General features: G+C 51.7%; 12 protein-coding genes. 5 read left to right on the forward strand and 7 right to left on the reverse strand.

Features of this window, described 5'->3' with window-relative positions; genetic code table 11:
- Nucleotides 1-8 precede the first annotated feature (8 nt).
- From H1D31_RS04855 to H1D31_RS04870, 4 genes are all read right to left on the reverse strand, one after another.
- Nucleotides 9-4,526 carry an EAL domain-containing protein gene (locus tag H1D31_RS04855; RefSeq protein WP_261256574.1) on the reverse strand — a complete coding sequence of 1,506 codons (4,518 nt, stop codon included), beginning with the start codon at nt 4,524-4,526 and terminating at the stop codon, nt 9-11.
- A 191-nt stretch (nt 4,527-4,717) separates the two neighbouring features.
- Nucleotides 4,718-5,671, reverse strand: coding sequence for a cobalamin biosynthesis protein (locus H1D31_RS04860; RefSeq protein ID WP_065955872.1), 954 nt, complete (start codon nt 5,669-5,671; stop codon nt 4,718-4,720).
- A 7-nt stretch (nt 5,672-5,678) separates the two neighbouring features.
- Nucleotides 5,679-6,389, reverse strand: coding sequence for a 5'-methylthioadenosine/S-adenosylhomocysteine nucleosidase (gene mtnN, locus H1D31_RS04865; protein ID WP_065955871.1), 711 nt, complete (start codon nt 6,387-6,389; stop codon nt 5,679-5,681).
- A gap of 74 nt (nt 6,390-6,463) precedes the next feature.
- Nucleotides 6,464-7,336: a pirin family protein gene (locus H1D31_RS04870; protein WP_065955870.1), complete on the reverse strand. Its 873-nt coding sequence runs from the start codon at nt 7,334-7,336 to the stop codon at nt 6,464-6,466.
- Nucleotides 7,337-7,539: 203 nt separating this feature from the next.
- Between H1D31_RS04870 and H1D31_RS04875 the strand changes: the two genes are divergently transcribed.
- The 3 genes from H1D31_RS04875 (at nt 7,540) to H1D31_RS04885 (ending at nt 10,209) form a co-directional block, all read left to right on the forward strand.
- The gene (locus H1D31_RS04875; protein WP_065955869.1) at nt 7,540-8,076 is read left to right on the forward strand and encodes a hypothetical protein; all 537 of its coding nucleotides are present in this window, start codon (nt 7,540-7,542) and stop codon (nt 8,074-8,076) included.
- 146 nt (nt 8,077-8,222) lie between these two features.
- Nucleotides 8,223-8,567 carry a HopJ type III effector protein gene (locus H1D31_RS04880; protein ID WP_008608679.1) on the forward strand — a complete coding sequence of 115 codons (345 nt, stop codon included), beginning with the start codon at nt 8,223-8,225 and terminating at the stop codon, nt 8,565-8,567.
- Nucleotides 8,568-8,652: 85 nt separating this feature from the next.
- A complete protein-coding gene (locus tag H1D31_RS04885; RefSeq protein ID WP_065955868.1) occupies nt 8,653-10,209 on the forward strand; it encodes a PAS domain-containing methyl-accepting chemotaxis protein in 1,557 nt (518 codons plus the stop codon).
- Between the two features lie 51 nt (nt 10,210-10,260).
- Here H1D31_RS04885 and H1D31_RS04890 read toward each other — a convergent pair whose 3' ends face one another.
- Together H1D31_RS04890 and H1D31_RS04895 are read right to left on the reverse strand one after the other, a co-directional pair.
- A complete protein-coding gene (locus H1D31_RS04890) occupies nt 10,261-10,455 on the reverse strand; it encodes a hypothetical protein (RefSeq protein WP_008608675.1) in 195 nt (64 codons plus the stop codon).
- Between the two features lie 167 nt (nt 10,456-10,622).
- A complete protein-coding gene (locus H1D31_RS04895; RefSeq protein ID WP_238534589.1) occupies nt 10,623-11,273 on the reverse strand; it encodes a DUF2726 domain-containing protein in 651 nt (216 codons plus the stop codon).
- A 202-nt stretch (nt 11,274-11,475) separates the two neighbouring features.
- Here H1D31_RS04895 and aceB point away from each other — a divergent pair, with 202 nt between their 5' ends.
- Entirely contained in the window at nt 11,476-13,080 is a 1,605-nt protein-coding gene (gene aceB, locus H1D31_RS04900; RefSeq protein ID WP_008608672.1) for a malate synthase A, read from the forward strand.
- 80 nt (nt 13,081-13,160) lie between these two features.
- Here the strand turns inward: aceB and H1D31_RS04905 are convergent, their stop codons facing one another.
- The gene (locus H1D31_RS04905; RefSeq protein WP_008608671.1) at nt 13,161-14,099 is read right to left on the reverse strand and encodes a LysR family transcriptional regulator; all 939 of its coding nucleotides are present in this window, start codon (nt 14,097-14,099) and stop codon (nt 13,161-13,163) included.
- Between the two features lie 194 nt (nt 14,100-14,293).
- Here H1D31_RS04905 and H1D31_RS04910 point away from each other — a divergent pair, with 194 nt between their 5' ends.
- Complete coding sequence (locus H1D31_RS04910) at nt 14,294-15,886, forward strand: isocitrate lyase (RefSeq protein ID WP_065956662.1); 1,593 nt, start codon at nt 14,294-14,296, stop codon at nt 15,884-15,886.
- Nucleotides 15,887-15,897 lie beyond the last annotated feature (11 nt).

Below are 15,897 nucleotides of genomic sequence, written 5' to 3' on the forward strand. Positions count from 1 at the left end.
AACAGCGTTTAAATCTGCCAGTTTTCGTTTTCACTGTAAGGCGCTGGTGCAAATTGTTCTGATTGCAGCAACGCCAGCAGGGCCTCGGCAGGTAAGGGTTTGCTAAACAGGAAGCCCTGGATCAGATAGCAATGGCGTTTATTAAAGAATGCCAACTGCTGTTCGGTTTCTACCCCTTCCGCCACGCAATACAGGCCGAGACTGCCGGCCATGCTAAGCATGGCATCAATAATGGTTTCGTCGTTATGGTCGATACCGATGTCCTGCACAAAGCTACGATCAATTTTAATTGCATCCAGTGGCAGCTCTTTTAGGTATTTCAGTGAAGAGTAGCCGGTACCAAAATCATCGAGCGCCAGCTTAATACCGGCATCACTCAGTGATTGCATGGTGCGGATTGCGCTTTGCTGATCGCGCATCAGCGCACTTTCGGTAATTTCAAAACGCAGTGCATGGGCTGGTAACCGGTATTTTTTCAGTAGTGCCAGCACGGTTTCCGCCAGTGCCGGTTGTTCCAAGTGTTGGGTGGTCAGATTGACTGATAAATAGAGTGCATAACCGGCCTGGCGCCATTGCTGCAGATCTGACAGCGCCCGTTCCAGTAGCTGTTGTGTCATATTGACGATCAGTCGTAAATCTTCGGCTAACGGAATAAATTCCGCCGGCGAAATCATGCCGTCACTACTTTGCCAGCGTAACAGTACTTCCGCACCGACAATACTATGCTCGCGGCTGTCGATAATCGGCTGGTAGAAGTTCACAAACTCCTGCTGCGCTATGGCTCTACGTAAGCGGGTTTCCCGCGCCAGTTGCATATGGGCTTTTTCGTTCATTTCCCGGATAAAGAACTGGAAGTTATTGCGACCCGCTTCTTTGGCATGGTACATGGCGACGTCGGCATGCTTCATCAGCTCAGTGCCATTTAACGCATCATCCGGGTAAATGGCGATGCCAATACTGGGTGAGACGGCGACGGTCTCGGAGCCAAGCTGCATCGGCTCACTGATGGTATGCAACATTTTGCGGGCGACATGACTGATATTGTCATTACTCTTATAACCTTCGAGCAGTACAACAAACTCATCGCCACCCAAACGGGCAACCGTATCACTGTCGCGCAGTGTTAGTTTCAGGCGCCGGGCAACCTCTTTTAACATCAGATCGCCGATATCATGGCCCAGGGAGTCATTGATATGTTTGAACTTATCTAAATCAAGGAAGCACAATGCCAGTGAGCGCCGCTCGCGTTTGGCCTGCTCGATAGCATGCAGAATGCGGTCCATCAGCAGGGCCCGGTTCGGTAAGCCGGTTAATGCATCATAGTTGGCCAGATAGCGTAACTCGTCTTCGGCTGCCTTTTGCGCGGTGATATCAGTAAATACCAGTACAAAGAAACTGACGTCCTGTTCGCCGACTGCGCTGATATTAATCAAGGTCGGACGTTCGCGGCCATCAGGCGTGATCACCTGCTCTTCGCCCTGCCAGTGATCGCCTTTGGCCATGGTTTTCAGCAACTGGGTGTAATAGCGGCGACGTACCAGACTGATCCCAAGATGATGCACCCGCGGGCTGTCAAGATAAGGTTCGATACCGCCAAAGGCCTGGCAGAACGACTGGTTTGCCGCCAACACCCGTTGCCGGGTATCCAGGATCACCACCCAGTCGCGGGTTTGCTGGAAGGCTTCACCAAACAGCCGGGCTTTTTCTTCGTTGGCCTTGGTTTCGGTAATGTTGCTGTAGGTGCCGGTGACACGGCTGGGCTGCAAAGCACTGTCCAGTTCGATCACCCGGCCCCGGTCACGGAACCATAACCAGCGGCCATCCTGATGCCGCATCCGATAGGTGATATCCAGCATTAGCTCAGGTTGGGCCAGCACTCTTTGCCACTGTTGTTCAACATTGGCCAGATCGTCGGGGTGGATCAGTGAGCAATGTTGTTGCCAGGTAATGCGGTTCATCAGCTCTGAGGTACCGAGCATTCTGGGCAGGCGGTTAGATTCCAGGCTGTTATTACCGGCCTGCCATTCAAAGGCGCCGCTGTTAATCGACGATAGCGCCTGATTGAGCCGCTGTTCGCTGCTTAACAGTTCTTTATGAGCGCGTCTTAGTAATAGTTGCTGCTGGCGCCGGCGCTGCCAAACCAGTAAGGCTGTCAGCATCAATACTAAGGTATACAACAGGTAAGCCGGCACAGAGCGCCATAAGGGCGGGGTGATGGTCAGCCACAGGCTGGCCACTTCACTTTGTTCACCGGTAAGGGGGGAGATTGCCAGCACATTAAACTGATAGTGACCCGGTGCCAGTTGCGGAAAAATCACCTGGTTGCCTTGTTGCTCGGCAGTATGTTGTTGCTGTTGACCGCTGAGCCAGAAACGGTAGCGCAGCCGGTGATTTTGCTGAAAGCTCATAGCGCTGAACTGTAAACGAACGCCACTTTGATTATAGGGCAGAGTAAAGCTGCGATTGTTCAGAAAACCCTGAGCTAGCGGTTGTTGCAAACTGAGGTTGGCGAACTCAGTGATAACGACTCGAAGTGGCACCTGCTGGTAATTCACCTGCGCCGGGGAGAGCAGCATGACGCCATTTTTGGCGCCAAAGGCCAGACGACCATCACTCAATTTTAACACTGCATCCGGGTTAAAATCGTAGAATGCCAGGCCATCAGCTTTACCAAAATACTCAACTTGTAGATTGGTGGTATCCACTCTGGCCAGGCCATGGCGTGAGGAAAACCAGAGATCGCCCACAGCATCACTGGTCAATGCCAGAATTTCGTCACTGCGTAATTGGGATTGCACTGAGAAATGTTTCAGTAACTCAAAAGTATCGGGTTGAAAAGCATATAAGCCTGCGCCCTTGATCCCAAGCCATAACACGCCATTGGCGCTGAGGTGCAGTGTCGAGGCATAGCGGTTTAACTGCGGACGCTGATCCGGCAGGCTGAACACCAGTTCTACCTCTCCGCTGGCAGGGTCATAACGCCACAGCTTGTCTGAGGTGCTGAGTAACAGGGTTTTGCCATTGTCGGCCGAACCCAGAAACTCACCAAAGTATTCCATTGGTAGCGCGGCAGTCAGCTGTTCCAGCGCGGTGATCTGGTTTTGTTCAGGGTTGTACCGGTAAATTGCCTTGTTTTGCACAAAGTAAAAAGTGCGCTGAAAATAAAACAGTGAATGTAACCCCGGACCGAGCAGATCGGCCTGGGCAATGGCAATGGGTTCTAGTTCACCACTGGCCGGGTTAAAGCGTTGCAAGCCGGCATAATAACTCTGCAAATACAGTTTGTCGGCATGTGCGACCAGTTTCTGGATCCGGCCCTGGTGCAGACTGGGTGTGGCATTCGTATTCACCAGGTACTGTTTAACTTCAGCAGTTTGCGGATTAAGCCGGTTTAAACCATTCTGGGTTGCCAGCCAGATATCACCTTGCAATTCAGTCATTGACTGTACATTGGGGTGGCTAAGTGCAAAACCGGTGTTCGCAGACCAGCTCTGGAAGGCATCGGTTTGCGGATGATAATAAAATACGCCTTCCCCCCGGTTTGCCAGCCAGAACCCCCCTTCGTTATCCAGGGCGATATCAACCAGCGTATTATCCTGTAATTGCTGATTGCTTTGGCTAAAACACAGTAATAATTCAGGGACGCTTTGGCTGGAGGTCAGTTGCCAGAGTCCGCTATCTGTCGCGAGTAGCAGATTATCGCCGCGGTAGCGTAGATGCCAGATATTCCGTTCTGCCACCAGGGTTTGTGCCTGATATGGCGTACCATGGTGCAGAAAATTGTCGATATCCTGCCGCGCTATACGGTAGAGGCCACTGACAGTACCAACGTATAGCTGCTCGTTTGTTGCCAGCAAGTATTTGGTATGTTGTTGTGCGGTGCTTGGTGTAGCGATCTCTGCTGGTAAATGTGGCAGATACCGATGCTCGCCACTGCTGAGATCCAGGTGGATCAGGCCATTAAAAGCGGCGATAAACAGCTGCTGCTGTTGCACCAGCAGATGACGGATCCAGCCTGCAGGGTAACCAATATTCGCCAGATCGAACACCTTGTCCAGTTGCCGATCTTTAATACGCAGCCGGTACACGGCCTGATTCACCACAAATAGTAAATGCTCAGCATCTAATTCAGTAACTGTGAGGATGGTGGCTTCTACCGGATGTCCGGGTTCACGCGGCGCTTTTACAAACAGCTCAAAATCACCGCTTTGCACGTCATAGAGGTACAAACCGGTATGATCCGCACTTAGCCAGAGCCGGCCCTGGCTATCTTCCAGAATATCGTTAAAGGCAATTTCCGACAGACGATGGTCTTTGCTGTGCAGTTCGATTAACTGATTGCCATCATAACGGTTAATACCGCCGGCCGTGGCGATCCACAGGAAACCATGGCGATCCAGATGCAGATCTCTGACCATGCCGTTGGATAAGCCTTGTTCCGGCGTTAATGGCAATAATGTTGTTTGCGCTTGCACGCTCAGCTGGCTGCAGATCAGCAGTAGCAAGGCAACAAAGACTGTTCGCACTAATTGTTCCTTTCACTGGTCAGGTCGGCGCTGCGTCACTGCTCTGATATCTGGCTATTGTGTTGAAAAGACAGCGCCGGCGAACTCAGGCTGATAGCAAAGCTACCTGAGTCGGCTAAGCAACATATAACGAGCAGACAGGGTTTGTCCAGTCTGTCGCGATACGCTCAGTGATCTGTCGGCGCAGAGGTTTAGCCTGGCATTGCGACAAACCATAGCAGGCAACAGCACAGGCACAGTAACAGCAGCCAGATATAGAGCTGATAATCGAGCAGGGTCAGCAGCCGTCTGACATCTGCGACCACCGGCTCATAGCGTTGTTGTAGGCGTGGCCGGCGAACCTCATGTTGCTGATAACGAGCCGGACCGCCCAGACTTACCTTCAGGGTACGGCTAAGTTGCTGTAACAACAGGCGGCGGCTAACAGGAAAGGCTTTACCCTCAGTCCGTTCGACCGGTGCTTGTGCCTGACGGCCAATACTTTGCAGGTGCAACAAAATGGCGCCGAGTAGATAAGCTGGCACATTAAACAGGCGGCTGCACAGCGCCGCGGCACGGCCAAATTCCCGGAACTCAGGCCGTTTAACTGACCACTGCTGACTGGCTATCTGGCATAAGCGACAGCACAGGGCGCCGGCGGCACCGGCAATAAGGTACCAGAAGATGATCGCCACAACCTGTTGCTGAAAGCGTACGGTCAGGCTCTCCAGCGCGGCCTTTACCAACCCTAACTGACTGAGCGCTTTGCTATCGCGCAATAGCAGTAGTTGAGCTTGTTGCCTGGCTTGGGCCAATTGCCCTTGCTCCAGCTGGCGGCACAACGATAGTCCCAGCTGGCGGTAGCCGGCCCAGCTAAAACAGCAGAGTAAGATAATGGCATCCAGTAACAGGGGCCAGGATGACATCAGATAGAAGCCATACCACAATAGCAGGGGCAGACTCAGCACTAACAACAGCGCCAGCAAACCGGCAAGACGCTGTTGTGCTGCGGGACGCCGGGCATCGGGATGGACTTTCAGCGCCAGTTTTTGACAGAAGCGGGCGACCAGGCTAACCGGGTGCAGTTGCAGGCTGACCGGCAGCAGCCAGGCAGCCTGCAAACTGACCGCGCAAAGTGCTGCGGCAAACAGCAGCGATTCGGCCATCCGTCAGTTACAACGTTAAGTCGCCAACTGCTGCCAGTAACTCCAGCACCATGGCAGAGCTGTGCTTGGAGGCAACTTCAAGATAGGCATCAAAGGATTGCGGCGATTCTTTGCCGGCAATATCGCTGAGGCTGCGGATCACAACGAAGGGGGTTTGCAGCATATAACAGCTTTGTGCAATGGCGGCGCCTTCCATTTCTACTGCCAGCATCTCTGGAAATTGTGTGCGGGTGCGGGCAATCCGCTCCGGATCGCACATAAAACTGTCACCGGTAGCAATCAGCCCTTTCTTGGTTTTACAAAAACCCAGGGTACTGATGCTTTGCTCTGCGGCCCGCACCAGCGCCGGATGCGCGCTAAAGGCCGGTGGCATCTGTGGCACCTGACCTAACTCGTAACCAAAGGCAGTGACATCGACATCATGATGCCGGACCTCGGTACTGATCACCACATCGCCGACATTCAACTCCGGATCAAAACCGCCTGCTGAGCCAGTGTTAATAATACAGTCGGGTTTGAACTGACAAATCATCAGGGTCGTCGCCACAGCCGCAGCAACTTTACCGATCCCTGATTGCACCAGCACCACCTGTTTGCCGGCCAGTTCACCCAAATAAAAGGTATAGCCGCCCAGCTGCTCGGTACGAACCTGGTTAATTTGTTGTTTTAGCAGGGCGACTTCCTGCTCCATCGCCCCAATAATACCAATCAGTTGCATGTGTTGAATCCGGATTAGTCGAAAACAACATTATAAAGCCAGTGCCCCGGAAAAGCACCGGCTTTCTAAACGGTCTATTGATGTAAGCGGATGCTCTGCGCCGGCTTGCCGGACGTTAAACGGCCACTCTGATAGTCGCGGATAGCTTGTTCAATTTCCTCCACACTATTCATAACAAAGGGACCATATTGCACGACGGGCTCGTTCAGCGGCTTTGCGGCCAGCAACAATACCCGGCAGGATGTCAGTGCCGTGAACTCGACGTCGCCTGAGGTTCCCAGCACCGCAGCATGATGCTCTTTGACTTTACTACCCGCCACGTTAATTTCGCCACTAAAAGGGTAAAGCAACACATTGTGGCCATCCGGTACCGGAATACTGAGGCTAGCGCCAGCCTCGACAGTAAAATCAAAATACAGCGGTGCTGTGCTCAGGCCTTGAATTGGACCAGCCCATTGCTGCCCTGGCTGTTCAAGGACTCCTGCGATAACTTTTGCGCTGATCCCTGCTGCAAGCTGAGCTGTCGGGATCTGCTCAGGAGCAATATCGACATAAGCTGCGTCTTTCATTTTTTCAGCGGCGGGTAAATTCAGCCATAACTGAAAACCGCGCATCAGGCCTGATTCCTGCTGTGGCATTTCGGAGTGGATAATACCGCGGCCGGCCGTCATCCATTGCACACCACCACTCTTCAGATGGCCTTTATTACCCAGGTGATCTTCATGCAACATATGACCATCCAGCATATAGGTGACCGTTTCAAAGCCCCGGTGTGGGTGGGCCGGAAAGCCGGCAATATAGTCACTGGCTTGTTCAGAGCCAAAACAATCCAGCATCAGGAAGGGATCTAACCGCAGTTGCGGTTGTTGTCCCAGGCTACGTTTGATTTTTACTCCAGCACCGTCCGATACAGTAACGGCTGGGATCAGTTGTTTGATGCTACGCATAGTCACCTCCGGTTAAGTTGTTGGTGCTATTAAATCTGATAATCGTTCGAAAGATAAGTGCAAAATTCGGCACTCTTTGTTCGCTTATCTAGAACTATCTCGCCACTTAGCCGCGATTCATAGCCGGTTAAGGCTAGCCGGCTAAATTAGGTCCCTGTGTAAAGCGCTAATTTAGCGCAGCAACCTTTATCTGGAGTTGTGATATGAACAAGACGTTTATTGCTCTTACTGTGCTTAGCACACTGACGCTGGTGCCCGCTGAAGCAAATGTCCGCTGGAATTATATTGGTGCCGGCTATACTGACGCTGGCGGCGATGGCCCTTATATCGGTGGCTCAGTGCAGTTTGCGCCAAACTGGGTCTTGCGTGCTGATTATAGCCGGCAATCACGGGGCCGGGCTGATTTCAATGTTGTCGATCTGGGGGTGGCCTATTTAACCGGCTTTAAGCTGGATTTCTCACCGCAAAGCCAAACCTATCTGCTGGCGGGTGTGAATTCTTATTCCGGCGATGCGGATGAAAGCGGTCTCTACTTTGGTGCCGGCGTTAAACATGCCCTGACACCCCAGGCCGAACTCTTTACCGAAGCCAGTTATCATACTATTGCCGATAATTACGGTAGCCTGGGGGCGGGTATTGCGTTTTATCTTAGTCGCGACTGGGCAGTGCGCAGCAGCCTGGCACTAAACAGTGGTGCAGCAAAGAACGAATTTCGTCTTGGCGTTTCTTATCAATTCTGAGTTAAGCCGCGCCAGACTGACAGCAGCCTCTGCTGCTCTGTCAGCTGGTGCCAGATTTTATTTGCCAAGGTAGTGTCAAGGGCATTGCAGTTGGTGGGGCAGGCTTTTAAGATGAGCCCTCTGCAATTGTTGCCGGGAGGGGCCACATGCTAGATGATTTTTTTATTCAACTCAGTACTGAGCCGGATAGTATCAGTTTTGCGCAAAGTATTGCGGTAATTGAACAACATTATTATTTCACACCGGTCGCCTTCCAAAACGGTGAGCTTAGTAATGCTGCCGGCGAAAATACCGGTTCTTGTAAAATTCTGGCCTTTGCACAATTACATCAATTGTCGGAAGCGCAAACGCTGCAATTATTCGGTGAGTACTACCGGCAGGTAATGGAATCTCCGGCTGGTACTGACCACCAGAATATCCGCAACTTTCAGCGTAGTGGTTGGGCCGGGGTGAGCTTTTCGGCGCCGGCTTTGCAGCTAAAACAAACTTAACGCTATAATCTTTCTCGCTTTTACTGGCGAAGCCAAACCTGCTTGCTATGCTTGGTATCAGGATGTTAAGCAAGCAGGAGCACTAATGCGTATCAATCAACCCGTCACCCAGCACGAACGTACCTTTAGCCCCGATGTTAAACTGATCTCCACCACCGATTTACGTGGCATGATACAGCACTGTAATGATGACTTTGTCAAAATCAGTGGTTTTACCCGCGAAGAACTGATTGGCCAACCGCATAATATAGTGCGGCATCCGGATATGCCGCCGCTGGCCTATAAAATTATGTGGGAGCATTTAAAAGCCGGCCGGCCCTGGATGGGGCTGGTGAAAAACCGCAGTAAAAATGGCGATTATTACTGGGTCGATGCCTATGTGACGCCAGTGACTGAACAGGGTAAGGTGGTGGGGTATGAGTCGGTTCGCTCCTGTCCCAGCCGGCAAAATGTTGAGCGCGCTGATAAGCTTTACCGGGCGATCAATGCCGGCAAATATTCGACCCGGCATTGGCATTTTAATGCCGAAAAAGCCTATATGTTGCTAACGCTGGTCGCGGTCGGTCTTGGCTACTGGCTGATGCCGGGTGTCGGTCTCCCGGTATTGTTGCTGGCCTTGTTGGTAGGCCATTTCGTGGTAGCGCACTACAGTCGAAAAAGCGCGTTACATAGTCTGGAGACCCTGTTACACAACGCCTTTAAGCATGAATTAGCGGTGTTAACCTTTACTGATGATGAGCCGGATCTCGGGGCACTGAAAGTCAGCATTATGAGTTCGGAAGCGCATTTGGGGGCGGTGTTAACCCGGATTGAAGACGCGGCTAAATCTGTTGCCGGGCAAGCGGAGCTGGGGCAACAACAAGCCGATGCCAGTCGGCAGAAAATCCGTTTACAACAGCAGGAAACGGATCAGACTGCTGCGGCGATGCATCAGATGACCACCACCATCAATGAAGTGTCCGGGCACGTGCAGGAAACGGCGGGCCGGGCTGAGCATGCTAATGAGTTGGCGGCACTGGGACGGGATGCTGCCCGCACCACGCGCAAAGTGATTGAGGATTTGCGGCAAACGGTGGCTGAGATTGCCAGCTCGGTGGCGGAGGTATCAGAGCAAACCCAAAAAATTGCCTCGGTGGCGCAAATGATTGAGCAAATTGCCGAGCAGACCAATTTGTTAGCACTTAATGCCGCTATCGAGGCGGCTCGCGCCGGGGAGCAAGGACGGGGTTTTGCTGTTGTGGCCGATGAGGTGCGTAATCTGGCACAGCGCACCCAGCATTCTACCAAAGAAATTCATAGCATTATCAATGAGCTTGGTAGCAGAGCGACCAATGCGGTACGGGTGGCGGCTGCGGGTACGGAAGGCGCCGAAAGTGGCTTACAGCAAGTCAGGCAAACGGCCGAAATGCTAAATGGTATCTCAGAAGCGGTTAATGCGATTACCCAGATGGCGCTGCAGATGGCGACAGCGGTCGAGCAACAGGCGCATGTTGCAGAAAGTGTTAATCAGCAGGTGGTAAATATTGCCGATCTTTCCACGCAAAGCCTGCAACAGGCTGATGCATCAGCCGCAACGACAGTGCAAATGCAGCATATTGCGCGCGAGTTACACGAATTAGTGGTGCGCTTTAAACGCCGGTAAAAAGGGCGGCGACAGTAAACTGAGCTTACTGTCGCCGTGACCTGTCGGTGACTATACCGAGATATTGATATTTTGACCCAGATTCCCCACCGGCTGTGCCATTGAGGTTTGTTCAACAGTTTGCATTGCACTTTGCACCAATAAATTGGTCATTTGTGCTTGCTGATTCTGTTGTTTCTTGGCCATAACAGCACCCAGTACCTCAAAGGCCTGAGCAGACGCCAGGGCGCCAACGGATTGACTCATTTTTCCCTCCGGTTAGCTTAACGGCGATCTTATATCGGCGTTGTTGTTTTTAACTTTAGTTATTTTTAGCGGCAGGGACAATAGCAGGCTGAATAAAAGGGTGAATGCCGCCTGTTGCAGCAGGCGGCATTCGATCTTAGCGCGGAGTGACTCATTTCTCCTGTGCGTTAAGAAGCTTGGATCAGCGCAGTAGACTGCGCTTTAATTTGTGAGTGTGAAAGCGCCGGTACTGCCCTCAAGGCAGGCGCTGCTAAGGTTGCGGTAGTGGGCTTTAACGAGCGGATTGGTCGGGTTGGCCCCTTTTTCACTAAACCCTTTAACGTCGGTTCGACCTTGGGCGCTGGCTTGCCTAGTTTTTGCGCCAGCGCAGCCTGTAATTCAGTCACAGTATAACCGGATTTAATGGCAATACGCAGATAGGGGATACCAGCTGCCTCCAGGGCACCGCTGACAAACCAGTCAGGTACCGCCTTATGACCATCCCTGTGCTGTACATTGACCAGATCGACTACGGCGATTACTTTCATCGATTCAGGCTCACACAGGATAAAATCCAGATACTTGGCATTTAATTTTAACAGCGTGCTGCGCCGGGTTTTGTCATTAGCACTGTCCCGTACTTCCAGTACATCGGCCAGTTTCACCCGATTCAATATTTTGTAATCAGCTGCCGCGGCTTTTTCCAGCAAACTCAGAAAGGAGCGCTCGACCGGACTAAACAAGCTTGGTTTAGCCTGCACCTGAAATGGATTACTATTGTCAATAAAACGGCTGGCGACCAGGGCGACCAGCACCACCAGCAAAACTAATAACAGCATGACAAATTCCATGCATCCTCCGACGAAAAATTGACAAGACCTGTAAGGTAGTGATGTCTAAGCATAAGCTGTGCCACAATTATTGTTGCCGCCACGATTTTGATATTTTCTGTAAGAATGCTTGTCATAGTCGCCATTAATGGCTTTTATGGAGAAATCCGGCTTATAGTAACTTCATCTGAAACAGTACAGAGGCAGCAACATGACAACAGCGATTACCCGTGGCGGCTTAACCATTAAAGCGCCGATCAGCGATGCCTATCAGCAGATCCTGACTGAACCGGCCTGTCAATTTGTCAGCGAGCTGGTACAGCTATTCCGGCCCCGGTTAAAAGCCCTGTTAGCAGCTCGGGCAGAGCGGCAGGCGCAATTTGATGCCGGTGCCTTACCTGATTTTCTGCCTGAAACCCAAGCCATCCGCGACGGCGCCTGGCAGGTTGCGCCCTTACCAGCCGATTTGCTGGATCGCCGGGTGGAAATTACCGGTCCGGTGGATCGCAAGATGATCATTAACGCCCTGAATGCCGATGTCAAAGTCTTTATGGCGGACTTTGAAGACTCACAAACGCCAAGCTGGGATGGTGTGATTGAGGGCCAAATCAACCTGCGCGATGCTAATCTGGGTACTATCAGCTATACCGATCCACAAAGCGGTAAACACTATGCGTTAAAAGACAACCCGGCGTTGTTAATTGCCCGGGTCCGCGGTTTGCACTTATGGGAAAAGCATATTGAGCTGGATGGTGAGCAAATTCCGGGCAGCATTTTGGATTTTGCACTGTATTTTTACCATAACTATCAGACCCGCCTGGCGAAAGGTACCGGCGTGTATTATTACCTGCCGAAATTACAAAGCCATCTGGAAGCGAAATGGTGGGATGATATCTTCCATTTTACCGAGCGTAAGTTTGCTGTGGCGACAGGTACCATCCGCGCCACTATCCTGATCGAAACCCTGCCAGCCGTATTCGAGATGGACGAGATCCTGTATATGATGAAAGATCATATTGCCGCGCTGAACTGTGGGCGCTGGGATTACATTTTTAGCTATATCAAGACCTTAAATAACCATCCGGATCGGGTATTACCAGATCGGCAGGTCGTGACCATGAATAAGCCGTTTTTAAGTGCTTACTCGCGACTGCTGATCAAAACCTGTCATAAGCGCGGTGCGCTGGCGATGGGCGGTATGGCGGCTTTTATTCCGGCTAAGGATCCGGCGGCTAATGCCGCGATTTTAGAGCGGGTGACTGCCGATAAAACGCTGGAAGCCAGTAATGGCCATGACGGTACCTGGGTAGCCCATCCGGGGCTGGCAGCTACCGCCAATGCGGTCTTTGACCAGGTGTTAACTGGCGGTAAAACCAATCAACTGCATGTGCTGCGCGAGCAGGATGCGCCGGTCACGGCCGCTGAGTTACTGGCGCCTTGTGATGGTGAACGCACTGAGCAGGGGATGCGCACCAATATCCGGGTGGCGCTACAATATCTTGCCGCCTGGATCAGCGGCAAGGGTTGCGTACCGATCTATGGTTTGATGGAAGACGCTGCGACGGCGGAGATTTCCAGAACCTCGATCTGGCAGTGGATCAAACATGGTAAGCAGCTGAGTAATGGTCAGCTGGTCACCAAAGCATTTTTTGCTACCTTACTGGAGCAAGAAGCCGAAGTAGTGTTCGCCGAGGTGGGCGCCGAGGTCTGGCATAGCCAGAATTTTGAACGCGCCAAAGCCTTATTGCTGGACATTACCACAGCAGATGAACTGGTGGACTTCCTGACCCTGCCAGCTTATCAACTGCTGGATTGATGTAACAAGACCTGAAAAAACCTGATGTGCAAGGCGCCCCTGTGGCGCCTTTTTCGATGTTATGTCTAACCCAGTTCAGGTCAGTTCAGTTCATCTGCCGTTTCGGTGATCAGACGGCGAAACCAGATATGGCTGGCATCCTGATGCAGCAGAGGGCTCCAGATCATTTTCAGTTCAATTGACGGAATGGCAAAAGGTGGGTCCATAATCGCCATCGTCGGATCTTTTTCGTATAAACGGGCGGCGCGGCTGGGCAGCGTCGCAATCAGGTCAATACCTACCGCCAGATGCATCGCCACATGGTAGTTACGGGTAAAGACGGTGATATTGCGTTGTTTGCCCAGTTTGGCCAGGGCTTCGTCTACCCAGCCGAGCTTTTGCACATCTTTCGGATCCATACCGACGCCGACACCAAAGCCGGTTTTACTGACCCAGATATGCTGCGCTTTCAGATAGCTATCCAGATTAAAGTGCGAGAGCACCGGGTTTTGCCGGTTTAGCAGGCAGGAAAAACTATCGCGCCAGACGGTTTTCTGATGAAACGACTGCGGTAATTGATCAAAGCGGTTAATCGCCATATCGACCTTGCCATTTTCCACATCATGAAAGGTCACATCGGACGGGGTCATAATATCCAGACTGGTATAGGGCGCCTGTACCCGCAATTTTTTTAACAGCGCTGGGATCAGCGTCGAGGCCGCATAATCGCTGGCCATGATCCGGAACACGCGCCGACTTTGTGACGGCTCAAAATCTTTGTTCGGTTGTAAGGTTTCTTCCAGAGTTAGCAAAACACCGCGTACCACAGGGGCTAATTCGCGCGCCCGCTCGGTAGGCACCATCCCCTCAGAGGTGCGCACCAGGATCGGATCGTTGAGTAAATCCCGCAGTCGTTTTAAGCCATTACTCATCGCCGGCTGGGTGATATTCAGCTGGTTGGCGGCACGGGTCACATTCTTCTCCCGTAGCAGCACATCTAGGTAAACCAGCAGGTTGAGGTCCATTTTGTTGATATTCATATCTGAAATGCTCAGCTGTCAGTACATTATTGCGCTGAATCATAGCATTGCTGCAAAGCGAACCCAATAGCCGTTTTTGCCATTCACTAAAAAAATGATGGGCATCATGAAAATCAGCTTTATGAATCTTTGTTTTGTTAACTATATTGAAAGCACACCACAGCGGTTACAGTTAAAACCAAGAGGAAACTACCATGACAGCTTATCAAGATCAGATCGCCGCATTAGAGCAAGTTGTTGGCAGCAACCAGGGCTGGAATGCTATCAGTCCTGAGTATGCGGCACGGATGCGTTTACAAAACCGTTTTAATACCGGTTTAGATATTGCGAAATATACCGCTAAGGTGATGCGCGCCGATATGGCCGCTTATGACGCCGACAGCAGCCAGTACACGCAGTCATTAGGTTGCTGGCATGGTTTTATCGGCCAGCAAAAGCTGATTGCGATTAAAAAGCACTTTGGTACCACCAAGCGTAAATACCTGTATCTGTCTGGTTGGATGATTGCCGCACTGCGCTCTGAGTTTGGCCCACTGCCGGACCAATCCATGCATGAGAAAACCTCAGTGCCGGCATTAATTGCTGAGTTATACACCTTTTTAAAACAAGCCGATGCCCGCGAGCTGGGCGGTCTGTTCCGCGAACTGGATGCAGCCCGTGCTGCCGGAGACAGCGCCAAAGCCGCAGCGGTACAGAGCAAGATTGATAACTTTGAAACCCACGTGGTGCCGATTATTGCCGATATTGATGCCGGCTTTGGTAATGAAGAAGCCACCTACTTACTGGCGAAGAAAATGATTGAAGCCGGTGCCTGTGCGATTCAGATTGAAAACCAGGTCTCGGATGAGAAGCAGTGTGGTCACCAGGATGGTAAGGTCACAGTACCGCATGCGGATTTCCTGGCGAAAATTAATGCCGTGCGTTACGCCTTCCTGGAGCTGGGCGTCGATGATGGCGTTATCGTGGCCCGTACTGATTCTTTAGGTGCTGGTTTAACCAAGCAAATCGCGGTAACCAAAGCGCCGGGCGATTTAGGCGATAAATATAACAGCTTCCTGGATGGCGATTACATTAGCAGTGCCGATGATATTGCCAATGGTGACGTGGTGGTAAAAGCCAATGGTAAGCTGTTAAAGCCGAAGCGTTTGGCCAGTGGGTTATTCCAGTTCAAACCGGGCAGTGGTATCGATCGGGTGGTATTGGATTGTATTACCTCATTACAAAACGGTGCTGACTTACTGTGGATTGAGACCGAGAAGCCACATATCGGTCAGATCAAAGAGATGGTTGACCGTATTCGTGAGGTGGTGCCGGGTGCCAAGCTGGTTTATAACAACAGCCCATCCTTTAACTGGACGCTGAATTTCCGCCAGCAGGTATTTGATGCCTGGCAAGCGGCAGGCAAAGATGTGTCTGCTTACGATCGCGCCGCCTTAATGAGCGCCGAGTATGATACGACAGAGTTGGCACTGGAAGCCGATAAGCGGATTCAGACCTTCCAGGCTGATGCGGCGCGTGAGGCGGGGATTTTCCACCACCTGATCACCCTACCGACTTATCATACCGCGGCTCTGTCTACCGACAATCTGGCTAAGGAATACTTTGGCGCCGCCGGTATGCTGGGTTATGTGGCTGGCGTACAGCGTAAGGAAATCCGTCAGGGCATCGCCTGTGTCAAGCATCAGAATATGTCTGGTTCAGATATCGGTGATGATCACAAAGAGTACTTCTCTGGTGAAGCGGCACTAAAAGCCGGTGGTACCCATAACACCATGAATCAGTTCTAAGTTTTCGCAAC

The sequence above is a fragment of the Alishewanella sp. BS5-314 genome, from assembly GCF_025377695.1.
Lineage (GTDB): Bacteria > Pseudomonadota > Gammaproteobacteria > Enterobacterales > Alteromonadaceae > Alishewanella > Alishewanella aestuarii.